The organism is Bradyrhizobium sp. 76 (assembly GCF_023073025.1).
Taxonomy (GTDB): Bacteria; Pseudomonadota; Alphaproteobacteria; order Rhizobiales; family Xanthobacteraceae; genus Bradyrhizobium.
In genome coordinates this window covers 679053-701664 of sequence record NZ_JADPIS010000035.1, presented here as the reverse complement: position 1 = coordinate 701664, position 22612 = coordinate 679053, and the positions used below count along the sequence as shown (strand labels likewise).

Below are 22612 nucleotides of genomic sequence, written 5' to 3'. Positions count from 1 at the left end.
AGAAGTTCCGCTTTCATTTCCTTCCTCCTCTCTTTCATCTTGCTTTCGTTTTCCGGTGTGATCTAATCAAAAGCGAAAGTAACCGCTCGATTGAACGGGCGGTCGCCGGGGGATGCGTCTGTTGGAGCGTATTTTCGACCTCGCCATTATCGGAGGCGGTGTTAACGGCTGCGGCATCGCGCGCGACGCGGTGGGCCGTGGCAACACGGTTTTCCTGTGCGAAATGAACGATCTGGCGAGCGGGACGTCGTCCTGGTCGACCAAGCTGGTGCATGGCGGCCTGCGCTATCTCGAATATTACGAGTTCCGGCTGGTCCGCGAGGCGCTGATCGAGCGCGAGATTCTCTGGGGCATCGCGCCCCATATCATTCGCCCCCTGCGTTTCGTTTTGCCGCACCATGCGGGCCTGCGGCCGGCCTGGCTGCTGCGCCTCGGCCTCTTCCTCTATGACCACATCGGCGGCCGTCATTTGTTGCCGGCGACGCGCTCGGTCGACCTTGGGCGTGACGAGGTCGGCCGCCCGCTGATCCCGAACCGCTACGGTCGCGCGTTCGAATATTCCGACTGCTTCGTCGACGACGCCCGCCTCGTCGTGCTCAACGCGCGCGATGCCGCCGATAAGGGCGCCGAGATCCGCACCCGTGCGCGCGCAACGGATATCAAACAGTCCGACGGCATCTGGACCGTCAGCATGATCGACACGCTGACCGGTGCGCGTTCGTCGATCCAGGCCCGTGCGCTGGTCAATGCCGGCGGTCCCTGGGTCGAGGATGTGCTCGGCCGCGGCGCCGGCGTCAACGCCAAGGCCAAGGTGCGCCTGGTGCAAGGCTCGCACATCGTGGTCAAGAAGCTCTACGACCACGACCGCGCCTACATGTTCCAGAATGCCGACGGCCGCATCATCTTCGTCATTCCCTATCAGGACGATTTTACGCTGATCGGCACCACCGACCGCGACTATGACGGCGATCCCGCCAAGGTGAAGGCGACGGCCGAGGAGATCCAGTATCTCTGCACGGCGGCAAGCGAGTATCTGGCCAAGCCTGTCACGCCTGACGACGTGGTCTGGACCTATTCCGGCGTGCGTCCGCTCTACGACGACGGCGCCAGCGAAGCCAAGGCCGCGACGCGCGATTATGTGTTCGAGCTCGACACGCCCGGGGGCGTGCCGCTGCTGTCGATCTATGGCGGCAAGATCACGACCTACCGCCGTCTCGCCGAGGAGGCGCTGGAACGGCTGGCGCCCTATCTTCGCAGTGCGAAAGCGCGCGAAGGTTGGACCGGCAAATGGCCGCTGCCCGGCGGCGACATGGGCGTCTCCGATGTCGACGGCCTGATCGCCGAGCTTCAGCGCGGCTATCCTTTCCTCAGCCACGAGCACGCGCGGCGCCTTGCGCGCGCCTATGGCACGAGGGCGATCAAGTTGCTTGGGGATGCGAAATCGGCGGCCGATCTCGGCCAGGCCTTCGGCGCGACGCTGACCGAGCGCGAAGTCCGCTATCTCATGGCCAACGAATGGGCCGTTACCGCCGACGACGTCGTCTGGCGCCGTTCCAAGCTCGGCCTGCGACTAAGTGCCGACGAGATCGCGGCGCTGGACGACTGGATCAGGACCCACGCCGTACAGCAAAGTCCCCTGCTGGAAGCCGGAGGACGCTCATGACCGTCACACTCGATCACGTGACCCGGACTGTCGACGGTATCCCACATATCCGCGACGTCTCGCTGACGCTCGAGAGCGGCACGCTCAACGTGCTGCTCGGGCCGACGCTGTCGGGCAAGACTTCGATCATGCGGCTGCTCGCAGGCCTGGACAAGCCGACATCGGGCAAGCTGCTGGTCAATGGCAAGGACGTCACCGGTGTCGACGTGCGCCAGCGCTCGGTCGCGATGGTCTATCAGCAGTTCATCAATTATCCTTCGCTCACGGTCTATGAGAACATCGCCTCGCCTTTGCGCGTGCAGGGCAAGCCGCGCGCCGAGATCGAGGCGCGCGTCGCGGAAGCCGCCCGGCTGCTCAGGCTCGAGCCGTTCCTGAAGCGCACGCCGCTCCAGCTTTCCGGCGGCCAGCAGCAGCGAACTGCGATGGCGCGCGCGCTGGTGAAGGGCGCCGACCTCGTGCTGCTCGACGAGCCGCTCGCCAATCTCGACTACAAGCTGCGCGAGGAGCTGCGCACCGAGCTGCCGCGCATCTTCGAGGCATCCGGCGCGATCTTCGTCTATGCCACCACCGAGCCGACCGAGGCGCTGCTGCTTGGCGGCAACACGGTGTGCATGTGGCAGGGAGAGGCGCTCCAGATCGGCGAGACGCCGAAGGTCTACCGCCGCCCGCAGACCTTGCGCGTCGCTCAGGTGTTCTCCGATCCGCCGCTCAACCTCGTCGGCATCGAGAAGAAGAACGGTTCCGTGCAATATGCGGGCGGCATTGCCGCGCCGGCGTCCGGTCTCTATGCCTCGCTCGCGGACGGCGCCTATCGCGTCGGATTTCGCGCCCATCAGCTCGCACTTGCCAATGGCGAGACTGACCGCCACGCCTTCCATGCCACGGTAACGGTGACAGAGATCACCGGTTCGGAGAGTTTCGTGCATCTGACCCGCGACGGATCGAATTGGGTGGCGGTGCTGCACGGTGTGCACGAGTTCGAGCCCGGCCAGACCATTGATGCCGTGCTCGATCCCAACGACGTTTTCGTGTTCGACGCTGGCGACCGGCTGGTCGCGGCACCCGGTCCCATAGCGTTTTCAAGCGAAGTGCCGAGCGGTTCGCGTGAAGAAAACGCGTCTAAGAAAAAAGCTTGAGGGGGATGCGACATGGCCCGCATTGACCTCGTCGATCTCGCGCACTCCTACGGCGGCAATGATGCGCCGCAGGACAGTTTTGCGCTGAAGCCGGTCACCATGACCTGGCGGCAGGGCGGCGCCTACGCGCTGCTCGGGCCGTCGGGCTGCGGCAAGACCACGCTGCTCAACGTCATCTCCGGCATCATCACGCCGTCGCGGGGGAAAATCCTGTTCGACGGCGAGGACATCACACCGCTGTCAACCCAGAAGCGCAACATCGCCCAGGTGTTCCAGTTTCCGGTGATCTACGACACCATGACGGTGGGGCAGAATTTGGCGTTCCCTCTGAAGAACCGCGGCGTGCCGAAGGCCGAGATCGACAAGCGCGTCGCCGAGATCGGCCGCCTGCTCGACCTCGAGCCCTATCTGAACCGCAAGGCGACGCGGCTCACGGCCGATGCCAAGCAGAAGATCTCGCTCGGCCGCGGCCTCGTTCGCTCCGACGTCGCCGCCGTACTGTTCGACGAGCCGCTCACCGTGATCGACCCCGAGCTGAAATGGCAGCTCCGCTCCAAGCTGAAGGCGCTGCATCGCGAGCTCGACCTGACGATGATCTACGTCACCCACGACCAGACCGAGGCGCTGACCTTTGCCGACACCGTGGTGGTCATGCATGACGGCCGCGTGGTGCAGAGCGGCACGCCGGCCGAGCTGTTCGACAAGCCGGCGCACACCTTCGTCGGCTATTTCATCGGCTCGCCCGGCATGAACATCCTGCCGGCCGAGGTGAGGGGCCGTGAGGCCAAGATCGGCGGTCATGTGATCGCGCTCAACCGCAGCTACGACAAGCTGCCTGATGGCGCGAAGATCGAGATCGGCGTCCGTCCGGAATTCGTTGAGGCCGTCGCGCCTGCGCCCGGCCTGCTCAGTGCGAAGATCGAACGCGTCGACGACCTCGGCCGCATTCGCTTCGCGCGTGCGCGGCTCGGTGACGCAAAACTCGCGGCCCGCGCACCGGCCGGCTTCACCAGCCCGGACGGCACGGCCGGCCTGAAATTCGATCCGTCGCACGTCCACGTCTATGCCGACAGCCTTCTGGTGGAGGGAGCCGCCTGATGGACAAGACCGTCAACCAAAAAGCCTGGTTCCTGGTGCTGCCGGTGTTCCTGGTCGTCGCCTTCTCGGCAGTGCTGCCGCTGATGACGGTGGTGAACTATTCGATGCAGGACACCTTCGGCAACAACCAGTTCTTCTGGAACGGTGTCGGCTGGTTCAAGGAGTTGCTCGATCCTTCGACCGACCTCGGCGGCCGCTTCCTCGCTTCGCTTGGCCGCAATCTGTTCTTCTCCCTGGTGATCCTCGCGATCGAGGTGCCGCTCGGCATCGTCGTCGCGCTGTCGATGCCGCGCCAGGGCTGGACGGTTGCAGCCTGCCTCGTCATCCTCGCGCTGCCATTGCTGATCCCGTGGAACGTGGTCGGCACGATCTGGCAGATCTTCGGCCGGCCCGACATCGGCCTGCTCGGTTATGTCCTCAATGCCATCGGCATCGATTACAATTACGTCTCCAACGACATCGACGCCTGGGTCACCGTCATCGTGATGGACGTCTGGCACTGGACCAGCCTGGTCGCGCTGCTCTGCTACGCCGGCCTGAAGTCGATTCCGGAAGCGTATTACCAGGCGGCGCAGATCGACGGCGCCTCGCGCTGGGCGGTGTTCAAGGCGATCCAGCTGCCCAAGATGAACCGCGTGCTGCTGATCGCGGTGCTGCTGCGCTTCATGGACAGTTTCATGATCTACACCGAGCCGTTCGTCGTGACGGGCGGCGGTCCCGGCAACTCGACGACCTTCGTGTCGATCGAGCTGGTCAAGATCGCGCTCGGCCAGTTCGACCTCGGCAAGGCCGCCGCGCTGTCGCTGGTCTACAATCTCATCATCCTGATCGTCTGCTGGATCTTCTACACCGTCATGACCAATGCCGGCGCCGACCGGAAATCGCATGAAGGAGCCGTGTGATGCATTCGATCCCCGGCCGTCGTCTCATCATGGCGCTGTTTTTGATCTTCCTGCTGTTGCCGATCTACTGGCTCGTCAACATGAGCTTCAAGACCAACGCCGAGATCGTCTCGACGATGACGCTGTGGCCGCACGCCCCGACGCTCCAGCATTACAAGCGCATCTTCACCGACGAGAGCTGGTATTCCGGCTATATCAACTCGCTGGAATATGTCGTCCTCAACACCATCATCTCGATCTCGGTGGCGCTGCCGGCGGCCTACGCGTTCTCGCGCTACCGCTTCCTCGGCGACAAGCATCTGTTCTTCTGGCTGCTGTCGAACCGCATGGCGCCGGCCGCGGTTTATGCACTGCCGTTCTTCAACCTCTATTCGGCGATCGGGCTGTTCGATACGCCCTGGGCGGTCGCGCTCGCGCACTGCATCTTCAACGTCCCGCTGGCGGTGTGGATCCTGGAAGGCTTCGTCTCCGGCGTGCCGCGCGAGATCGACGAGACCGCTTTCCTCGACGGCTATTCCTTCCCGCGCTTCTTCATCAGGATCCTGGTGCCGTTGATTGCGAGCGGCATCGGCGTCGCCGCCTTCTTCTGCTTCATGTTCTCCTGGGTCGAGCTGCTGCTCGCGCGCACGCTGACCTCGGTCTCGGCCAAGCCGATCGCGGCGATCATGACGCGCACGGTGTCGGCCGCGGGCATGGACTGGGGCCTGCTGGCTGCGGCCGGCGTGCTGACGATCATCCCGGGCGCACTCGTGATCTGGTTCGTCCGCAATTACATCGCGAGCGGTTTCGCGCTCGGTCGGGTCTAGGAGATGCGCATGATCCCGAAAAGTGGAAACCGGTTTTCGGACCAGATCATGCGCAAGGAGTAAGAGCATGGAAGCTATTGCATGGATGGCCTGGACGCCGCCGACGGCAATCTTCTTTGTTGCGCTCGCCTGCACGCTCGCCGTGATGACTTGGCTTGGGGTGGCCTATCCCGAAGCCGAGCGCGTCGGCGTGCTGCGCATCCCCACCACGCGCGGCGACCGCCTGTTCATCTCCCTCATCACGGCAGCGGTCATCCACTTGCTGTGGATCGCCTTCGCCGGCACCGACGCCCTCGCCACGCTGCCGATCGGCGAGGACGGACTTGAAATTTCGCGCCTTTGGATCGCATCAGGAATTTCGCTGGCCACGGCCGTACTCATTTTCCGCACGGTCTAGCCCGCGAAGGAACGGCCAGATCCGGGACCAACCCGGGCCTGTAAAAAGTTTGTCGCTGCAACGGAGGAATAACATGCGGCAGTTTAGGAGAAGGGAACGTCCATTGACCAAGAATAGCTTTCTGACGATGTCCAGCGTCGCCGCCATCGTCGCGGTGTCGCTGGCCGTCTCGGCGCCGGTGCGCGCCGCCGACGACGCCGCGATCCAGAAGTGGATCGCGGAATTCCAACCCTCGACGCTGTCGAAGGAAGACCAGAAGAAGGAGCTGGAGTGGTTCGCCAAGGCCGCCGAGCCCTTCAAGGGCATGGAGATCAACGTGGTCTCCGAAACCATCACGACCCACGAATACGAGTCGCAGACGCTGGCCAAGGCGTTCTCCGAGCTCACCGGCATCAAGCTCAAGCACGACATCATCCAGGAAGGTGACGTGGTCGAGAAGCTGCAGACCCAGATGCAGTCCGGCAAGAACGTGTACGACGGCTGGATCAACGATTCCGACCTGATCGGCACGCATTTCCGCTACGGCCAGACCATCGCGCTGTCGGACTACATGACCGGCGAGGGCAAGGACGTCACCGACCCCATGCTCGACGTCAACGACTTCATCGGCAAGTCATTCGGCACGGCGCCGGACGGCAAGCTCTATCAGCTGCCCGACCAGCAGTTCGCGAACCTCTACTGGTTCCGCTACGACTGGTTCACCAACGCCGACTACAAGGCCAAGTTCAAGGCCAAGTATGGCTACGAGCTCGGCGTGCCCGTGAACTGGTCGGCCTATGAAGACATCGCCGAGTTCTTCACCAACGACATCAAGGAGATCAACGGCGTCAAGGTCTACGGCCACATGGACTATGGCAAGAAGGACCCGTCGCTCGGCTGGCGTTTCACCGACGCCTGGCTGTCGATGGCCGGTAACGGCGACAAGGGCATCCCGAACGGTCTGCCGGTCGACGAATGGGGCATCCGCATGGAAGGCTGCCGTCCGGTCGGCTCATCGGTCGAGCGTGGCGGCGACACCAACGGTCCGGCCGCGGTCTACTCGATCACCAAGTACCTCGAGTGGATGAAGAAGTATGCTCCGCCGCAGGCGCAGGGCATGACCTTCTCCGAGTCGGGTCCGGTGCCGGCGCAGGGCAACATCGCCCAGCAGATGTTCTGGTACACCGCCTTCACCGCAGACATGGTGAAGCCGGGCATTGCCGTGATGAACGCGGACGGTACGCCGAAGTGGCGTATGGCCCCCTCGCCGCACGGTTCGTACTGGAAGGAAGGCATGAAGCTCGGCTATCAGGACGCCGGCTCGGTGACGCTGCTGAAGTCGACCCCGGCGGATCGCCGCAAGGCGGCCTGGCTCTACCTCCAGTTCATCGTCTCCAAGACGGTTTCGCTGAAGAAGAGCCATGTCGGTCTCACGTTCATCCGTGAATCCGACATCTGGGACAAGTCGTTCACGGAGCGTGCGCCGAAGCTCGGCGGCCTGATCGAGTTCTACCGCTCGCCCGCGCGCGTGCAGTGGACCCCGACCGGCAACAACGTGCCCGACTACCCGAAGCTGGCGCAGCTGTGGTGGCAGAACATCGGCGATGCGTCGTCCGGTGCGAAGACGCCGCAAGCCGCGATGGACTCGCTCGCCGCTGCTCAGGACTCCGTGATGGAGCGTCTGGAGAAGTCCGGCGTGCAGGGCGCCTGCGGTCCGAAGCTGCACAAGAAGGAGACGGCCGAGTACTGGTTCGCCAAGGCCCAGAAGGACGGCACGATTGCTCCCCAGCGCAAGCTCGCCAACGAGAAGCCGAAGGGCGAGACGGTCGACTACGACACCCTGATCAAGTCGTGGCCGGCCCAGCCCCCGAAGCGCGCTTCGCTGCAGTAAGGCACATCAACATAACGACGAAAGGCCGGGAGCAATCCCGGCCTTTTTTCTTTTTATTGTCGTGGATTTTGCTTCCACCGTCATTGCGAGCGAAGCGAAGCAATCCAGAGTCTTTCCACGGACGTAGTCTGGATTGCTTCGTCGCTTCGCTCCTCGCAATGACCGAGGATGGAGCGACGACGACGCCTTACTCCGCCGGTTCGGCCGCCAGCGCGGGGTAGTCCGTGTATCCCTCCGCGCCACCGCCGTAGAAGGTATTCTTGTCCCAATCGTTCAGCGTCGCGCCCGTCTTCAGCCGCTCGACGAGATCGGGGTTGGAGATGAACGGCTTGCCGAAGGCGATGAGATCGGCCGCGTTCGCGTCCAGCACCTTGCTGGCGAGATCGAAATCATAGCCGTTGTTGGCGATGTAGGCCGCGGGGAAGCGCTTGCGCAGGCCCGCATAGTCGAATGGCGCGATGTCGCGCGGACCGCCGGTGGCGCCTTCGACGACGTGGAGATAGACGAGCTTCAGCGCGGCGAGACCGTCGACGATATGGTCGTAGAGGGCTTGCGGGTTCGATTCCGAGATGTCGTTGGCCGGTGTCACCGGGGAGATGCGGATGCCGGTGCGCTCGGCGCCGGCCTCGGCGACGACGGCCCTGGAGACTTCCAGCATCAGCCGCGCGCGGTTCTCGATCGAGCCGCCATAGGCGTCGGTACGCTTGTTGGTGCCGTCCTTGGCGAACTGCTCGAGCAGATAGCCGTTGGCGCCGTGGATCTCGACGCCGTCGAAGCCGGCCTCGAGCGCGTTCTTCGTGGCGCGCTTGAAATCGTCGATGATGCCTGGAATTTCGGAGAGCTCGAGCGCGCGGGGCTCGGAGACGTCGGCGAAGCCGCCGTTGACGAAAGTCTTGCCCTTGGCGCGGATTGCGCTCGGCGCCACCGGGGCTGCGCCATTGGCCTGAAGGTCGACATGCGAGATGCGGCCGACATGCCAGAGCTGGATGAAGATCTTGCCGCCGCGCTGGTGCACCTGATCGGTGACCTTGCGCCAGCCGGCAACCTGCTCCTTGGAGTAGATGCCGGGCGTGTCCTGGTAGCCCTGGCCCTGCTGCGAGACCTGGCTCGCTTCGGTGATCAGAAGGCCCGCGGAAGCGCGCTGGCCGTAATATTCCGCCGTAAGCGGGCTCGGTACGAACGTGCCGGGCGCGGCGCGGTTGCGCGTCAGCGGCGCCATCACCAAGCGGTTGGCCAGTGTGATCGGGCCGAGCTTGTAGGTCTCAAACAATTTGGTCGAACGGCTCATGAGAATGCTTCCAGGCGGTGAGAGATCCGGAACATTTGTGCATCGCGGCAATCAGCGCAAGGGAGGAGCCATACGGAAACTGCAGGCGAGATGCGCAGCGGAGCCTCGCAGCATAAAGCATGTCCAATTTCAGCCGCGGCAGCAGATTCGATCTCCCGCCGCGGCCGCCTGAATAATCGGGTACTAGTTCGCGCCGAGGAAATCGCGCTTGCCGACCTCGACGCCGGCGTGGCGCAGAAGGCCGTGGGCGGTCGCGGCGTGGAAATAGAAGTTCGGCAGCGAGAACGCGCTCAGGAATTGCTGGCCCTTCATGGTGATGGACTTGTCGGGGCCGGCCGGGAAGGTGACGTCCTTGGTGTCGGCGCCCTCGAACTGCTCGGGCTTGAACGATTTCACGTAGTCGATGGTCTTGGCGAGCCGCTGCTTCAATTCCGCAAAGTTGGTCTCGGTGTCTGCTGTGGAGGGCACTTCGCTATGGGTCAGCCGGGCGCAACCTTTGGCTGCGAAATCGCTGACCAGCTGGATCTGCTTCGACAGCGGCAGCATGTCCGGAAACAAGCGGGAGCCGAGCAGGACGGCGGGATCGACCTTCTTGGCCGCACAATGCGCCTCGGCTTTCGTGAGCAGGCCGGTCAGGCTGTTCAGCATTTGCAAATAGGCGGGAACGACGGCGTCGTGGAAGGACATGTGATGCTCGCTCTTGTGGTGGGAAATCTCAGGAGAAACCTGAGCCACTCACATGGGAACCTCATGGAAAAATACAATTGCAAAAGGGGCTTGTGCAGTGCGAAAATTCTACCGAGCGGGCTTGTGGTGCTGTCAGCGCCATACCTCGCTGTCATCGTCCGGCTTGACCGGACGATCCAGTACTCCGGGGCAGCTGTGATTGAATGGAGAGGCCGCGGCGTACTGGATGCCCCGCTTTCGCGGGGCATGACTGCGATTCTAGTGCTTAGCGGATCGTCGCCGCAGGCTGCGCCTGCGCCGTGCCACCGCGCATCCGGGCCAAAAGCTCCGCGGTCGGCCAGGAATCGGCCGGCAGACCGTATTTGATCTGCATCGCCTTCACTGCGGCGCGGCTCTGCTGGCCCAGCACGCCGTCGACCTTACCGACATTGAAGCCGGCCTGGACCAGAAGCTGCTGCAATTGCTTGAGCTCGTTGAACGGCAGCTGCGCGACCGGTGTGGACGGCTTTCGCATCGGAGCCGCGCCCGCGATGCGGGTGGCGAGATAACCTGCGGTGGTCGAATAGATCAGCGAGTTATTCCACTCGGTGTATGCCGCGAAATTCGGGTACGCCATGAAGGCCGGCCCGTTCCGACCCATCGGCAGCAGCACCGACGCGGCAAGATTGTCGGTCGGCAGCGGCCTCCCGTCGGGATAGGTCACCCCGAGCTGCGCCCATTTCGAGCGCGGCAGCTGCACCGTGAGGTCGGTCTGATCCCAGGGCAGGTTTTGCGGCACCTTGATCTCTTCCAGCCACGGCTCACCGCGCCGCCACTTCAATCCGTTGGCGATGTAGTTCGCGGTCGAGCCGATCACGTCGTCCTCGCTGCGGAGGAGATCGCGACGTCCGTCGCCGTCGTAGTCGACGGCATAGTTGACGTAATGCACGGGCAGGAACTGGGTCTGTCCGAGCTCGCCGGCCCAGGAGCCGACCATCTCGTCGGGATGCAAATCACCGCGGTCGATGATCTTCAGCGCGGCGATGGCCTCGTTCACGAACATCTCCGAGCGGCGGCAATCATAGGCCAGCGACACCAGCGACTTCAGCGTCGGCAAATTGCCCATGTTGACGCCGAAGTCGCTCTCCAGTCCCCAGAACGCGGCGATCACCGCCGGCGGCACGCCGTATTCTTTCTCCGCGCGCGCGAACGCGGCCGCATGTTGCTTGATGTGCTGCTGGCCGTTCTGCATGCGATAGGGCGCGGCCATGCGGCCGGCAAATTCGGTGAAGAGCTGGCCGAACACGCGCTGGCCGCGGTCGCGATTGACGATGCCCTGGTCGTAGACGAGGTAAGGCGAGGCCGCCGCGATCGTCCGCTGCGACACGCCGGCGACAACGGCCTGCTGTTTCACGTCGGCCAGGAAGCGATCGAAGTTCGCCCCGTTGTGGCACGACGCCGCGCGCGGCGACGGCGCGGTGGCTCTGGCGGCCGCCGGCTTTGCGGGTGGCGGAGCGAACTGGGCAGAGGCGGGAAGGGCGAGCGTGAGCAGGGCGGCGGCCGCGATCGCAAATCGGGTCTGGAGCATGAGGTTTCCGCAAGGGGAGGAGACGCTTGGATTCTTGGCCAAGCTTAATGGAACGATTGACTTCAAACCAGTGCCGCGGCTCCGCGACGCACCCGGAAACCTTGCGGGCGGGCCGGGGTCATCCCTACCTCATGCTTGCCGGCCCGCAATCCCTCCAGCGGCCACGGCCGGCCCCGGGAGACGGCCATGAACTATTTTCGTACCGCAATGCTGCTCGCAGGCCTCACCGCTCTGTTCATGGGCGTTGGCTATCTGATCGGCGGTGCCGGCGGCGCCATGATTGCGCTCGTCATTGCCGCGGCGACCAATCTCTTCACCTACTGGAACTCCGACCGGATGGTGCTGTCCATGTATGGCGCCCATGAGGTCGACCGCGGCAGCGCGCCGGAGCTGGTCGGGCTCGTGGCCGAGCTTGCGGGCCGCGCCCACTTGCCGATGCCGCGCGTGTTCCTGATGGACGAGCCGCAGCCCAACGCCTTTGCCACCGGGCGCAATCCGGAGAATGCCGCGGTCGCGGTCACCACCGGGTTGATGCGCCAGCTCAGCCGCGAGGAGCTCGCCGGCGTGATCGCGCACGAGCTTGCCCATATCAAGCACCACGACACGCTGCTGATGACCGTGACCGCGACCATTGCGGGTGCGATCTCGATGCTGGCGCAGTTCGGCATGTTCTTCGGAGGCAACCGCGACAACAATGGTCCGGGCATCGTCGGTTCGATCCTGATGATGATCCTCGCCCCGATCGGCGCCATGCTGGTGCAGATGGCGATCAGTCGCACGCGCGAATACGCCGCGGACAATCTCGGCGCACGCATCGCCGGTCAGCCGATGTGGCTGGCATCGGCGCTGGTGAAGATCGAAGGCGCTGCGCATCAGGTCCCGAATGTCGAGGCGGAGCGAAATCCCGCCACCGCGCACATGTTCATCATCAACCCGCTGTCGGGCCACGGCGTCGACAATTTGTTCGCCACCCATCCCTCGACGCAGAATCGCATCGCGGCGCTTCAGCAGCTCGCAGCCGAGCTTGGCGCGCAGGCGTCGCCGTCGGTCGGCGCCAATGAGAACTATCCGCCGCGGAGCCCGTGGGGTCGCTCGTCCTCGCGCGGGCCTTGGGGCTGACGCAGCAGCGGCTCTAATTTGCGCGCTTTGTGACCTGTCGCACACAGGACGGTCCCGGCCGGTGTTAACACCCTGCCGTGACAGTTCCTGCGAAAGGGGATGCGTGGCCGGCTCTCCGCCTGCCACCGTCGAAGATGACCAAAGCTGCAGTACCATTATTGATCGTCGTGGGCGTGCTGATTGGCCTCTCCACGCACACCGTCGTCAATTGCGGAGACGAGGACGAGCCCGACATCTGTTCGGCGGTGATCGGCTTCTCGCCGCTGCGCGGCTCGCTGATCGCTTTCGCCTATGAGGGGCGCGGACGGATCGCGCTGCGCCACGGCGACTGGCGGCGGGCGATCGCGGATTTCGACGAGGCCATCCACCTCAATCCCAACCGCGCCTCGCTCTATCGCGATCGGGCACTGGCGCGCCGGCAGAATGGCGATCTCGAACTTGCCATCGAGGATTACGACGAGGCGATCGCGCATGATCCCAGGCACGCCGCGCCCTATCACCAGCGCGGTCTCGCGCTCGCGGCCGCCGGCGATCTCGATCGCGCGATTCTGAGCTACAACACCGCGGTCCGCCTCGACCCCTCGGATGCGCAGCCTCGGCTCGACCGCGGCCTCGCCTTCCTCGCCCGCGGCCAGGCAAATGAGGCGCGCGCCGATTTCGAGGCCGCGCTGGCGCTGCCGGCCGGCAAGGATGCCCGTACCCGCGATGCAGCGCGCGCAAAACTCGCCGAACTGGCGAGCGCCGAGCCGACCCGGCTCGCCGCGCCAGGGCGGTAGAGATATCTAGAGCTGCGTGCGCCGCTGCAACCCTCTCCCCTTGTGGGAGAGGGTGGCTCGCCGCGAAGCGGCGAGACGGGTGAGGGGTATCTCTCCGCGCGTGAGCCTGCTGCAGTTGAATTCGCGGAAACAACCCCTCATCCGGCGCTTCGCGCCACCCTCTCCCGCAAGGGGAGAAGGAAGAAAGTGCGCGCCTACTTCTTGGCTTTGGCCTTCTTCGCCTTCTTCACCGGCTTCTCCTTGGCGGGCTTCTTCTCCACCTTCACCGCGACCGGTGTGCTGGCGGCAATCCGCATCGACCGCGCGTAGCTGTCGGCGACGTTGTCGGCGGACATCTGCAGGCGCTTGGCGGCGGCGATGGCCTGCTCCATGGTGGCCTTGGCCATCATCTTGAAGCGGTCGCCGGTCTCCTTGCTCTTGGCCTTGGCCGCAAGGCCGTTGAATCGATCCCGCCGCTCCTTGGCGCGGGACATCAGGCCCGTATGCAGCTGTCTGGCCAGTTGCCGGATCACGACATCCAGGTCGGCGTCCGCCATGTTGTTCTATCCTCTTCGAAAACAATATCGATGCGGGCGGACTATGCAGATCGGGCCCCGCCTTGGCAATTCCCGGCCGCGCGTCATCCGCAGCTTCCGGTGACCAAAACAAAAAAGCCGCGCTACGCGCGCGGCTCTCTGGCTTGGTTTGGCGTTTTTTGCCTTACTTCAGCGAGGCGACCGGGCCGCTTGTCGCTGCCGGATCGGGGTCGAAGCCGAACACGCCCACCAGATATTTGTAATAGTCCGGCAGCTTCTCCTTGAGCGCCTCGCGCGACTTCGGGTCGTGGAATTCGCTCTTCCCGGCCAGGAAGATGCTGGCGGTCACGGCAAAGAATTCCATGTGATTCTTCAGCGCGTAGGATTCCTTGGGCAGGAGATCCTTGGACTTGGCGTAGGCGTAATAGCCGATCACGCCCTTGTTGGCGTAGCCGTCCGGCAACAGCCGCGCGTGGTAGGCGTGCAGGAGCTCGTGCAGCAGCACGGCTTCCTTTTCGTACCGCATCATGTCCGGCCGTAGCATGATCACGCCGAGGCCGGAATCGACCGCGAGGTCGACGGCGTTCGGATTGCTCCAGCGCTGCTTGTTGGGGTCCCAGACCGTCAGCGTGCGGGGAGCGGTGCGCTGGATGTCGGGCGTGACCCGGCCGTAGCAGGCGGTCGCGGCGCCCTCGTCGAGGCAGGCGAGCTCGCTGGCGATGATCGGGACGGTGCGGAAGAAGCGCAGCACTCGCGGCGAAAGGCCGGCAGCCTCGACCACGTCGATCTGGCTCTTCACATTGTCGGTGAGCTTGTCGACATCCTTGCGGTCGGAATTCTCCGACAGGTCAAACATGTAGCCGCGGTAGCTCTGGAAGCCCGGCGGTAACGCCTGCGCTGCGCCGGCGGACGCATCCAGCGGTCCGGCATGGGACGGATTGGCAAAGAGCGCGCCGACAATGGTCGCGGTCAGCAGCAACGCAATGCGCATGATGAACCCCCTGATGTCACTTCACGCGGCAGGATAAGCCGCCGTTGTTTGCGAAAAGTGAGTGGGGCGAGACTAAGGCAGCGATGTTGAGGTGTGCTTAATCGATCGTTGCGGATCGCGGAACTGAATTAGCGCCGGGTTAACCAAGCGTGGATTGCCCGCGCGCTTCGGCGTAGCATGCGGTCCGGGCACCAAGCCCTCAAACCAGATAGCCGGAAGGGAGGATGCCATGTATGCCGCCATCCGTCAGGCCAAGGCAAAAAGCGGGAGCGCCGAAGAGCTGGCGCGCCGTATCAAGGAAGGCGCCGTTCCGATCATCAGCGACGTCGACGGCTTCCGCGCCTATTACGTCGTCTATGCCGGCGACGACACGGTCACGGCGATTTCGATCTTCGACAAGTTCGAGCAGGCGGAGGAGGCGAACCGGCGTGCGATCGCCTGGATCGAGAAGGATCTCGGCGCGTTGCTTGCAGGCGACGCCCGCGCCGCCGCCGGGCCGGTGATCGTGCATACGCTGGCGTAAGTCCTTCGTCATTGCGAGGAGCGAAGCGACGAAGCAATCCAGGCTGTCACTGCGGAGACAGTCTGGATTGCTTCGCTTCGCTCGCAATGACGAAGGGGTAAATACGCTCCTCACAACTCCCGTGCATTCGAGAACGCAAAGCTCGACACCCGCCGCGTCGTCTCGTCCAGGATCAGCGTGCGCGTGATCGGCGGCTCGGCGCGCTGGGCGCAGTTTTCGCGCTCGCAGAGACGGCAGTTGACGCCGATCGGCGTGCCCTCTGTTTTCTCCAGATCGATGCCGGCAGCGTAGACGAGGCGCGCGGCGTGACGGATCTCGCAGCCGAGGCCGATGGCGAAGCGCGGCTGCGGCAGCGGGTGCGGCGCGACGGGGCGGCGCACCATCTGCGCGATCGAGAAATAGCGCGTGCCGTCGGAGAGCTCGATCACCTGCTTCAGCAGGCGGTCAGGCGTGTCGAAGGTCGAGTGCACGTTCCACAACGGACAAGTGCCGCCGAATTTCGAGAACGGGAACGTGCCCGATGAAAATCGCTTCGAGACGTTGCCGGCATTGTCGACACGAAGCAGGAAGAACGGGATGCCGCGCGCGTTCGGCCGCTGCAGGGTGGTGAGCCGATGGCAGACCTGCTCGAAACCGGAATTGAAGCGCTGCGCCAGCAGATGGATGTCGTAATTCAACGCTTCCGCCGCAGCCAGGAAAGCCGGGTAGGGCATCATCACGGCGGCCGCGAAATAGTTGCCGAGCGTGATGCGGAACAGGCGGCGCGGTGTGTCGTCGAGCGGGCCGGCGCGGCCGATGATGGTCTCCAGATGCTGCGCGCATTCAATGAGGCCGAGCTGGAAGGCGAGCTGGAACGCGCGGCCGGGCGGGTCGACCAGTTCGGAGATCAGGAGTTGGCGGCGGTGACGGTCGAAGCGCCTCAGCGTCTCGCGCATCACGTCCACCGGCATGATGCGGGTCTGGATCGAATGCTTTTCGCGCAGCCGCGCCGCCAGCGCCGCATAAAGCTCTTCGGCTGGCACGTTCAGCTCGTCGCGCAGAGTCTCCGCGGCCTGCTCGAGTTCCGGAAAGTAGTTGCGGTTGGCCTCGATCAGCTCGCGGACGCGCTCGACCGGATTGGCCTCATAGCGGGTGCCGACGTCGCGGTCGGCCATTTGTGCCGCGGCCAGCGTCTCGCCCTGGCGGGCCTCGGTATAGGCGGCATAGAGCCGTTGCAGCGCATGGGTGACGCCGGGGCAAAGCTCGGCGAGATCGCGCAATTCCTGCTTGGGAACGTCGATCTGGCGGAACAGCGGGTCGGAGAAGATCTCGTTGAGTTCGGCGAAGAAGCGATCCTCGTCGGCGCTCGCGAGGTCGCGCAGGTCGAGGTCGTAGGTTTCGGCCAGCCGCAGCAGGATCTGGGCGGTCACCGGACGCTGGTTACGCTCGATCAGATTGACATAGCTCGGCGAGATCCCGAGCCCCTCGGCGATCTGGGTCTGCGACAGCCCCAGTTGCTGCCGGATCCGCCGGAAGCGCGGGCCGACGAAGAGCTTCTTGCTGGAACCGGCGGGCATTCTCAGGTCTCCGGAGAGAGAATCAAGGGCAGGCTTATTGACCTAATTAATTTACAAGATTTACAAAGTTACATACAGCGCAGGTACCGATGTTACATGACATCACCATTCAAATACAAGCCTACTGTACGAGCTGAGCTTTCTCGCGTTTAGCTTCTGACACGCATCTCGCAATGCATTGTCAAGAATGTCGATGGCTGGTGGCCATCGTCAGCGAAAGGATCAGGCACATGAATTACCAGCCCCGTGGCATCAGCACCCTCCAGGCCCCCGCCTCGTACCAGAGTGAGGTCGAGGCGGCCCGGTCGCTCCTGGAGACCCAGCCGACCTGGAACGGGGTGTCGGCCGAGGCCGTCGCCCGCATGCGCCTGCAGAATCGCTTCAAGACCGGCTTGGATATTGCCCGCTACACCGCGGCGCTGATGCGAGCCGACATGGCCGCCTATGACGGCGATCCCACCAAGTACACGCAGTCGCTGGGCTGCTGGCACGGCTTCATCGCCCAGCAGAAGCTGATCTCGGTCAAGAAGCACTTTGGCAAGACCGATCGCACCTATTTGTACCTGTCCGGCTGGATGATCGCGGCGCTGCGCTCCGAGTTCGGCCCGCTGCCGGACCAGTCGATGCACGAGAAGACCTCGGTGCCGGCGCTGATCGAAGAGCTCTACACCTTCCTGCGTCAAGCCGACTCGCGCGAGCTGAACGATATCTTCCGCAACCTCGATAAGGCCCGCAAGGAAGGCGACAAGACCCGAGAGAAGGAGTTGATCGAGAAGATCGACAACTTCCAGACCCATGTCGTGCCTGTCATCGCCGACATCGACGCCGGTTTCGGCAATGCGGAGGCGACCTATCTACTCGCCAAGAAGATGATCGAGGCGGGTGCCTGCGCGCTCCAGATCGAGAACCAGGTTTCGGACGAGAAGCAGTGCGGCCACCAGGACGGCAAGGTCACCGTGCCGCACGAGGTGTTCCTGGCCAAGATCCGGGCCTGCCGCCACGCCTTCCTCGAACTCGGCGTCGAAGACGGCGTCGTCGTGACCCGCACCGACTCGCTCGGTGCCGGCCTGACCCAGCAGATCGCGGTCAGCCACAAGCCCGGCGACCTCGGCGACCAGTACAACAGCTTCCTGGATTGCGAGGAAGTGACGGCGGAGAACGCCCGCAACGGCGACGTCATCATCAACCGCAACGGCAAGATGATGCGTCCGAAGCGGCTGCCCTCCAATCTCTATCAGTTCCGCCCGGGCACCGGCGAAGACCGCTGCGTCCTCGACAGCATCACCTCGCTGCAGAACGGCGCCGACCTGCTCTGGATCGAAACCGAGAAGCCGCATATCGAGCAGATCGCCAAGATGGTCGACCGGATCCGCAAGGTGGTTCCGAACGCGAAGCTGGCCTATAACAACTCGCCCTCGTTCAATTGGACCCTCAACTTCCGTTGGCAGGTCTACGACGCGATGAAGGAAGCGGGCCAGGACGTCAGCAAGTACAATCGCGCCGAGCTGATGAAGGTGGAATACGACGATACGCCGCTGGCGAAGGAAGCCGACGAGCGCATCCGTACCTTCCAGGCGGATTCGGCCAAGCGTGCCGGCATCTTCCACCACCTGATCACGTTGCCGACCTATCACACGGCGGCGCTCTCGACCGACAATCTGGCGAAGGAATATTTCGGCGACCAGGGCATGCTCGGCTATGTCAAGAACGTCCAGCGCGCCGAGATCCGTCAGGGTATCGCCTGCGCCAAGCACCAGAACATGGCCGGCTCCGACATCGGCGACGACCACAAGGAATACTTCGCCGGCGAGGCTGCCCTGAAGGCGGGCGGCGCCCACAACACGATGAACCAGTTCGGCTAACGCATCACGCTAATCGACAGGAGACTGACAATGACCAACAGCAATTTCTGGGTGATCGGCGGCGAGTTCGGTTCGATGAACTTCCACAAGCTCGTGGAAGGCTCGGCCCAGGTGCAGGGTCCGTTCAAGACCCGCAAGGAGGCCGAGGACGCCTGGCGCTCGGTCTCGGAAGAGAACCGCCACAAGGCCGGCGTCCGCTTCTCGATCGTGGAAGAGCCGTCGCGGGTCTCGGCCTGACAATGTGGACTAACATGACAATCTGAATAAGAAGACGTCCAAGGACGGAGGGTCCCATCCGGCGCAAGCCGGGTGGGATCGTCTGTTTTTCGCACAGGTGAACGACCTGTGGGCACCGTAAGTAACTGGAATTGTAGGGCCTTTGCGGATACTTTGGTTGCTGATAGGTTAATCCGGCCAAGTGAGGACGAGGCCGCCAATGTCAGAGCCCGAGACCAGCGGGATCCATCCCAGCCAGCCGCGCCCGGTGCGGCTGCGCGATGCGCTGTTGCGCGCGCGGATCGAGGCCGCCGACCGGACCGGCGTCGTCGTCGATTTGCGCGATGCCGAGGTGGCGCGGCTCGAGATCCTCGACGATTCGCTCGATCCCCTGTTCGCGCAGGTGCCTGACAAGATCGACCTGTTCGACCGCGGCATCAGCCAGGGCGATACGCCCAGGCTCTGGATCGACGTCGTCGCGCACATCTCGATGGGACGCGACAAGCGGATGTACCGCTTCGTGCAGGACACTCGCTTCGGCCGCATCGTGCTCGCCGAATCGCACGACACCGCTGTGATCGTCGAGGCCGTCACGGACTATGTCGCCCGCCGCATGATCGAGCGCGAGCATGCGATGGTGGTCCCGCCCGAGCCGAAGCCCGAGGCCGCGCAGCCGCGGCGCCGCTCGCGCCTCTGGCCATTCGTGCTGGGGTTCGTGCTCGGCGCCGCCGCGCTGTTCGGGGTTGCCGTGCTCGCGGCCCTGCGGAGCTGGTGAGGCGTCGTCATTGCGAGGAGCCCGCGACAAAATTGCGAAGCAATTTTGCGCTGGCGACGAAGCAATCCAGGCTGCCTCTGCGGAGGGACTCTGGATTGCTTCGCTTCGCTCGCAATGACGGCGTGGGACTAGATCAATCTGACATGCTTGATCTGCCCGATCTGAAATCCAGCCCCCAGGCTCCGCACCGTCTGCTCGCAACGCCAGCCGGTGTTGTCCTTCTCGATCGCGAACAGATTGTAGGCCGCAGCCGGGGTGCGCCCGTGCGCGAGCGCGGAGGCCGAGGGCACGCCGATTGCGGGAATGTTGCCGTTGGGTCCCTCGAACCACATCGTCGAATGAATGTGGTCGTGCCCGTGCAGGATCAGCTCGACGCCGCGGCCTTTCAAAAGCGTCAGCAGCCCGGTGGAGTCGGTCATCCGCTTGTGGCGCGCGCCGGACTTCAGTGGATGATGCACCAGCAGCACGCGAAAGACGTCTTCAGTCGCGAGCCGTTCGAGCACCTCTTCGAGGGACGCGAGCTGATCGCGTCCGAGCGTGCCTGTCGCCATCAACGGCAAGGTGGGCACCGCCGTGGACAGGCTGATCAGCGCGAGCGGCCCGCGCCGGCGCAGGCTCGGAAAGCCGATACGGCCATCGTCACCCGCAAGATAGGGCGCGAAGGTTTCGCCGAACCGATGAAAGGTGGCGCGGACATAGGCGTCGTGATTGCCGGGAATCGTGGTGACGCGGTCGGGCGGACCGACGCCGTCGAGCCAGGCGCGCGCAGGCGCGAACTCCGCCTCCAGCGCCAGATTGACGAGATCGCCTGTGACCGCGATGTGATCGGGACCTTGCGCCTTCAAATCGGCGACAAGTGCGTCGAGCACCTCGCGGCGCTGGTACTTGTGACGGTTGCGCGTCCAGTTGACATAGCCGAGCGCGCGCTTGCCGGCGAGCTCGATCAATCGCGGCTTCGGCAGCGGCGGCAGATGCGGGTCGGACAGATGGGCGAGCGTGAAGGGGGCCATGGGGGGCGATTGCCTCGCTATTCGCCCGCTGTAATGGCAAGGTCGCAGGCTACGTGCAAGCGGGGCATCAAGGGAGCCCGATGGGAGAAGGTCTGAACGGCGTCCGACGGAGATTCGAGCCGCTGCTGCGGCGAATCTTCCACGCCTATTTTCTGCTGATCCGCGGCATGACGCTCGGTGTCCGCGCCGTGGTGCTGGATGCCGACACCAGGGTGTTCCTGGTCAGGCACAGCTACGTCACCGGCTGGTATCTGCCCGGCGGCGGCGTCGATCTCGGCGAGACCATGGAGCAGGCAATGCGCCGCGAGCTCAAGGAGGAGGGGGATATCGATCTCACCGGCGATGCCGTGCTGCACGGGATCTTCCTCAACAGCCACGTCTCCCGCCGCGACCACGTCGCGGTCTACGTCGTCAGGCAGTTCAAGCAGGATCGCCTGCCCGCGCCCAATCGCGAGATCGCCGAGTGCGGATTCTTCGCGGTCACCGCGCTGCCCGAGGGGACCACGCCAGGCACGCGGCTGCGGATCGCGGAAGTCCTGCACGACAGGCCGCGGATTGCGACGTGGCGATGACCGGAATAGCTCAACCGACGGACCGGCTGCTCCGCTCCTTTGCCTGTAGCTCCAACGCCAGCAGGCTCTGCTCCTGGATCAACGCGCAGTTCTGCCGCTCAAGCCTGTGCAGCCGTGCCGTCATGTTGTGCATGAAAGCGAAGACCACCACGAACAGGACGCCGAACATCACGACGAAGGGAAACACGACGCCGGTCAAATGGCTGACGAGATAAGCGAGCCTTGGAAACAACGCAAAGCCCGCGGGGAGGATCGCCACCATGGACAGCAGCAGGAAATCATAGAGATCGAACTTGCCTTGCAGCGTCTTGCGCAGCAGCACGAGCATGTAGATCAATGCAAAGGCGGAGATGACGACGACGGTCTCTACGCTCGGAAGGATGGTTGTCACTGGCGCCCCCTCAAGATGTTCAACGCGTGATGAAGTCGCAGATCGACATGGAGGAGCGCAGGTGTCATGGCGACCTCACCAGACGCGCGAGCAGGATGTAGCCGAGGACGCGAATCATGTAGCTCGCCGACTTCAGTCCGTCGATCGAGCTGACCCCGGTCTCCCGCGCCCGCATCTCGACGGGGACCTCGCTGACCGTCAGGCCAGCGCGCATCGCCCAGGCCAACGAGATCGGCTCGGGAAAATCCGCAGGATACGCGTTGGCGAAGAAGGTGATGGCGGAGCGGTCGAGCAGCCGCATGCCGCTGGTCGGATCGGTGATGCGGCCGCCCGTGAAGAGACCGTTGAGTGCAAACCCGATCAGCCTGATGCCGATGCGGCGCATGCGTGTGGAGCAGAAGCCAGCATTGTCGATGAAGCGGCTTCCGATGGTAATGTTGGCCGGGTCCTTGCGATAGGCGTTCAGCAGCGTCTCGATAGTCCGCGGATCGTGCTGCCCGTCGCCGTCGATCTGGATGCAAAAATCGAAATCCTGTCGCGCCGCGTATTTGATGCCGGTCTGGACGGCGCCGCCGATGCCGAGGTTCTGCACGAGGCGGGCGACGGGCGAACGGCCGCTTGCCACCGCGGATGTCGCATCAGACGAGCCATCGTCGATCACCAAAGTGTGGTAGCCGCGGCCGGTCGCCGCGATCTCGCTCAGGAGACCGCCGATCGAAGCCTCCTCGTTGAAGCAGGGAATGATGAGCAGAATTCGCGACGCGCCGTGTTGCGGCGCGGCGCCGCCGGTATGGCGCGTGTCGGTTGAACCCAAGCTCATGTCGGTCACGTCGGCTTCACCTCCAGAATCCCCACCCTGCTATACTTGCCAGTGCTTTTCCTGTACAGGCGA

Annotated in this window: 23 protein-coding genes; 14 read left to right on the top strand and 9 right to left on the bottom strand. The window is 64.0% G+C overall.

The features are described 5' to 3' along the window. Positions 1 to 112 precede the first annotated feature (112 nt). From glpD to IVB48_RS11050, 7 genes are all read left to right on the top strand, one after another. Positions 113 to 1663 carry a glycerol-3-phosphate dehydrogenase gene (gene glpD, locus IVB48_RS11080; RefSeq protein ID WP_247399934.1) on the top strand — a complete coding sequence of 517 codons (1551 nt, stop codon included), beginning with the start codon at positions 113 to 115 and terminating at the stop codon, positions 1661 to 1663. Next, entirely contained in the window at positions 1660 to 2799 is a 1140-nt protein-coding gene (locus tag IVB48_RS11075; RefSeq protein ID WP_247357056.1) for an ABC transporter ATP-binding protein, read from the top strand. Before glpD ends, IVB48_RS11075 begins: the two co-directional genes overlap by 4 nt. 12 nt (positions 2800 to 2811) lie before the next feature. Beyond that, positions 2812 to 3897: an ABC transporter ATP-binding protein gene (locus IVB48_RS11070; RefSeq protein WP_247399933.1), complete on the top strand. Its 1086-nt coding sequence runs from the start codon at positions 2812 to 2814 to the stop codon at positions 3895 to 3897. Continuing rightward, positions 3897 to 4799, top strand: coding sequence for a sugar ABC transporter permease (locus IVB48_RS11065; protein ID WP_007595151.1), 903 nt, complete (start codon positions 3897 to 3899; stop codon positions 4797 to 4799). The genes IVB48_RS11070 and IVB48_RS11065 overlap by 1 nt, the downstream gene beginning before the upstream one ends. Then, a complete protein-coding gene (locus tag IVB48_RS11060; protein ID WP_247399932.1) occupies positions 4799 to 5605 on the top strand; it encodes a carbohydrate ABC transporter permease in 807 nt (268 codons plus the stop codon). The genes IVB48_RS11065 and IVB48_RS11060 overlap by 1 nt, the downstream gene beginning before the upstream one ends. 67 nt (positions 5606 to 5672) lie before the next feature. Then, positions 5673 to 6002, top strand: coding sequence for a DUF2160 domain-containing protein (locus tag IVB48_RS11055; RefSeq protein ID WP_027568539.1), 330 nt, complete (start codon positions 5673 to 5675; stop codon positions 6000 to 6002). Positions 6003 to 6129: 127 nt separating this feature from the next. Then, positions 6130 to 7872: an ABC transporter substrate-binding protein gene (locus IVB48_RS11050; protein WP_035962951.1), complete on the top strand. Its 1743-nt coding sequence runs from the start codon at positions 6130 to 6132 to the stop codon at positions 7870 to 7872. A gap of 187 nt (positions 7873 to 8059) precedes the next feature. Here IVB48_RS11050 and IVB48_RS11045 read toward each other — a convergent pair whose 3' ends face one another. From IVB48_RS11045 to IVB48_RS11035, 3 genes are all read right to left on the bottom strand, one after another. Further along, complete coding sequence (locus IVB48_RS11045; protein ID WP_247399931.1) at positions 8060 to 9160, bottom strand: alkene reductase; 1101 nt, start codon at positions 9158 to 9160, stop codon at positions 8060 to 8062. Positions 9161 to 9343: 183 nt separating this feature from the next. Further along, entirely contained in the window at positions 9344 to 9847 is a 504-nt protein-coding gene (locus IVB48_RS11040; RefSeq protein ID WP_247291322.1) for a DUF1993 domain-containing protein, read from the bottom strand. A 265-nt stretch (positions 9848 to 10112) separates the two neighbouring features. After that, on the bottom strand, positions 10113 to 11414 hold the full coding sequence (locus IVB48_RS11035; RefSeq protein WP_247399930.1) for a lytic murein transglycosylase: 1302 nt from the start codon (positions 11412 to 11414) through the stop codon (positions 10113 to 10115). 186 nt (positions 11415 to 11600) lie between these two features. Between IVB48_RS11035 and htpX the strand changes: the two genes are divergently transcribed. Together htpX and IVB48_RS11025 are read left to right on the top strand one after the other, a co-directional pair. Continuing rightward, positions 11601 to 12533, top strand: coding sequence for a zinc metalloprotease HtpX (htpX, locus tag IVB48_RS11030; protein ID WP_247399928.1), 933 nt, complete (start codon positions 11601 to 11603; stop codon positions 12531 to 12533). 134 nt (positions 12534 to 12667) lie between these two features. After that, positions 12668 to 13309, top strand: a complete 642-nt coding sequence (locus IVB48_RS11025) for a tetratricopeptide repeat protein (RefSeq protein ID WP_026232851.1) — start codon at positions 12668 to 12670, stop codon at positions 13307 to 13309. 194 nt (positions 13310 to 13503) lie between these two features. Here the strand turns inward: IVB48_RS11025 and IVB48_RS11020 are convergent, their stop codons facing one another. Together IVB48_RS11020 and IVB48_RS11015 are read right to left on the bottom strand one after the other, a co-directional pair. Continuing rightward, on the bottom strand, positions 13504 to 13845 hold the full coding sequence (locus IVB48_RS11020) for a hypothetical protein (RefSeq protein ID WP_027568547.1): 342 nt from the start codon (positions 13843 to 13845) through the stop codon (positions 13504 to 13506). Positions 13846 to 14008: 163 nt separating this feature from the next. Next, a complete protein-coding gene (locus IVB48_RS11015; protein WP_247291315.1) occupies positions 14009 to 14815 on the bottom strand; it encodes a hypothetical protein in 807 nt (268 codons plus the stop codon). Between the two features lie 229 nt (positions 14816 to 15044). On the opposite strand from IVB48_RS11015, the gene IVB48_RS11010 reads away from it, so the two are divergent. Beyond that, positions 15045 to 15338: an antibiotic biosynthesis monooxygenase gene (locus IVB48_RS11010; protein ID WP_007607017.1), complete on the top strand. Its 294-nt coding sequence runs from the start codon at positions 15045 to 15047 to the stop codon at positions 15336 to 15338. A gap of 110 nt (positions 15339 to 15448) precedes the next feature. Here IVB48_RS11010 and IVB48_RS11005 read toward each other — a convergent pair whose 3' ends face one another. Continuing rightward, positions 15449 to 16894: a short-chain fatty acyl-CoA regulator family protein gene (locus tag IVB48_RS11005; protein ID WP_247357049.1), complete on the bottom strand. Its 1446-nt coding sequence runs from the start codon at positions 16892 to 16894 to the stop codon at positions 15449 to 15451. Positions 16895 to 17124: 230 nt separating this feature from the next. Between IVB48_RS11005 and IVB48_RS11000 the strand changes: the two genes are divergently transcribed. From IVB48_RS11000 to IVB48_RS10990, 3 genes are all read left to right on the top strand, one after another. Beyond that, positions 17125 to 18756: an isocitrate lyase gene (locus IVB48_RS11000; protein WP_247291313.1), complete on the top strand. Its 1632-nt coding sequence runs from the start codon at positions 17125 to 17127 to the stop codon at positions 18754 to 18756. Positions 18757 to 18786: 30 nt separating this feature from the next. Then, complete coding sequence (locus IVB48_RS10995) at positions 18787 to 18993, top strand: hypothetical protein (protein ID WP_007595122.1); 207 nt, start codon at positions 18787 to 18789, stop codon at positions 18991 to 18993. Between the two features lie 199 nt (positions 18994 to 19192). Further along, on the top strand, positions 19193 to 19747 hold the full coding sequence (locus IVB48_RS10990) for a hypothetical protein (protein WP_247399925.1): 555 nt from the start codon (positions 19193 to 19195) through the stop codon (positions 19745 to 19747). A 128-nt stretch (positions 19748 to 19875) separates the two neighbouring features. Here the strand turns inward: IVB48_RS10990 and IVB48_RS10985 are convergent, their stop codons facing one another. Then, positions 19876 to 20757: a metallophosphoesterase gene (locus tag IVB48_RS10985; RefSeq protein WP_247399923.1), complete on the bottom strand. Its 882-nt coding sequence runs from the start codon at positions 20755 to 20757 to the stop codon at positions 19876 to 19878. Positions 20758 to 20837: 80 nt separating this feature from the next. On the opposite strand from IVB48_RS10985, the gene IVB48_RS10980 reads away from it, so the two are divergent. Then, positions 20838 to 21329, top strand: a complete 492-nt coding sequence (locus IVB48_RS10980; RefSeq protein ID WP_247399921.1) for an NUDIX domain-containing protein — start codon at positions 20838 to 20840, stop codon at positions 21327 to 21329. Positions 21330 to 21339: 10 nt separating this feature from the next. Here the strand turns inward: IVB48_RS10980 and IVB48_RS10975 are convergent, their stop codons facing one another. Further along, a complete protein-coding gene (locus tag IVB48_RS10975; RefSeq protein ID WP_247399920.1) occupies positions 21340 to 21720 on the bottom strand; it encodes a DUF2304 domain-containing protein in 381 nt (126 codons plus the stop codon). A gap of 64 nt (positions 21721 to 21784) precedes the next feature. Continuing rightward, complete coding sequence (locus IVB48_RS10970; protein WP_247399918.1) at positions 21785 to 22540, bottom strand: glycosyltransferase family 2 protein; 756 nt, start codon at positions 22538 to 22540, stop codon at positions 21785 to 21787. Between the last annotated feature and the right edge of the window lie 72 nt (positions 22541 to 22612).

Excerpts from the sequence above, each read along its gene's own strand:
- glpD (WP_247399934.1), top strand. The coding sequence starts at position 113 with ATGCGTCTGTTGGAGCGTATTTTCGACCTCGCCATTATCGGAGGCGGT.
- IVB48_RS11075 (WP_247357056.1), top strand. The coding sequence starts at position 1,660 with ATGACCGTCACACTCGATCACGTGACCCGGACTGTCGACGGTATCCCA.
- IVB48_RS11070 (WP_247399933.1), top strand. The coding sequence starts at position 2,812 with ATGGCCCGCATTGACCTCGTCGATCTCGCGCACTCCTACGGCGGCAAT.
- IVB48_RS11065 (WP_007595151.1), top strand. The coding sequence starts at position 3,897 with ATGGACAAGACCGTCAACCAAAAAGCCTGGTTCCTGGTGCTGCCGGTG.
- IVB48_RS11060 (WP_247399932.1), top strand. The coding sequence starts at position 4,799 with ATGCATTCGATCCCCGGCCGTCGTCTCATCATGGCGCTGTTTTTGATC.
- IVB48_RS11055 (WP_027568539.1), top strand. The coding sequence starts at position 5,673 with ATGGAAGCTATTGCATGGATGGCCTGGACGCCGCCGACGGCAATCTTC.
- IVB48_RS11050 (WP_035962951.1), top strand. The coding sequence starts at position 6,130 with ATGTCCAGCGTCGCCGCCATCGTCGCGGTGTCGCTGGCCGTCTCGGCG.
- IVB48_RS11045 (WP_247399931.1), bottom strand. The coding sequence starts at position 9,160 with ATGAGCCGTTCGACCAAATTGTTTGAGACCTACAAGCTCGGCCCGATC.
- IVB48_RS11040 (WP_247291322.1), bottom strand. The coding sequence starts at position 9,847 with ATGTCCTTCCACGACGCCGTCGTTCCCGCCTATTTGCAAATGCTGAAC.
- IVB48_RS11035 (WP_247399930.1), bottom strand. The coding sequence starts at position 11,414 with ATGCTCCAGACCCGATTTGCGATCGCGGCCGCCGCCCTGCTCACGCTC.
- htpX (WP_247399928.1), top strand. The coding sequence starts at position 11,601 with ATGAACTATTTTCGTACCGCAATGCTGCTCGCAGGCCTCACCGCTCTG.
- IVB48_RS11025 (WP_026232851.1), top strand. The coding sequence starts at position 12,668 with ATGACCAAAGCTGCAGTACCATTATTGATCGTCGTGGGCGTGCTGATT.
- IVB48_RS11020 (WP_027568547.1), bottom strand. The coding sequence starts at position 13,845 with ATGGCGGACGCCGACCTGGATGTCGTGATCCGGCAACTGGCCAGACAG.
- IVB48_RS11015 (WP_247291315.1), bottom strand. The coding sequence starts at position 14,815 with ATGCGCATTGCGTTGCTGCTGACCGCGACCATTGTCGGCGCGCTCTTT.
- IVB48_RS11010 (WP_007607017.1), top strand. The coding sequence starts at position 15,045 with ATGTATGCCGCCATCCGTCAGGCCAAGGCAAAAAGCGGGAGCGCCGAA.
- IVB48_RS11005 (WP_247357049.1), bottom strand. The coding sequence starts at position 16,894 with ATGCCCGCCGGTTCCAGCAAGAAGCTCTTCGTCGGCCCGCGCTTCCGG.
- IVB48_RS11000 (WP_247291313.1), top strand. The coding sequence starts at position 17,125 with ATGAATTACCAGCCCCGTGGCATCAGCACCCTCCAGGCCCCCGCCTCG.
- IVB48_RS10995 (WP_007595122.1), top strand. The coding sequence starts at position 18,787 with ATGACCAACAGCAATTTCTGGGTGATCGGCGGCGAGTTCGGTTCGATG.
- IVB48_RS10990 (WP_247399925.1), top strand. The coding sequence starts at position 19,193 with ATGTCAGAGCCCGAGACCAGCGGGATCCATCCCAGCCAGCCGCGCCCG.
- IVB48_RS10985 (WP_247399923.1), bottom strand. The coding sequence starts at position 20,757 with ATGGCCCCCTTCACGCTCGCCCATCTGTCCGACCCGCATCTGCCGCCG.
- IVB48_RS10980 (WP_247399921.1), top strand. The coding sequence starts at position 20,838 with ATGGGAGAAGGTCTGAACGGCGTCCGACGGAGATTCGAGCCGCTGCTG.
- IVB48_RS10970 (WP_247399918.1), bottom strand. The coding sequence starts at position 22,540 with ATGAGCTTGGGTTCAACCGACACGCGCCATACCGGCGGCGCCGCGCCG.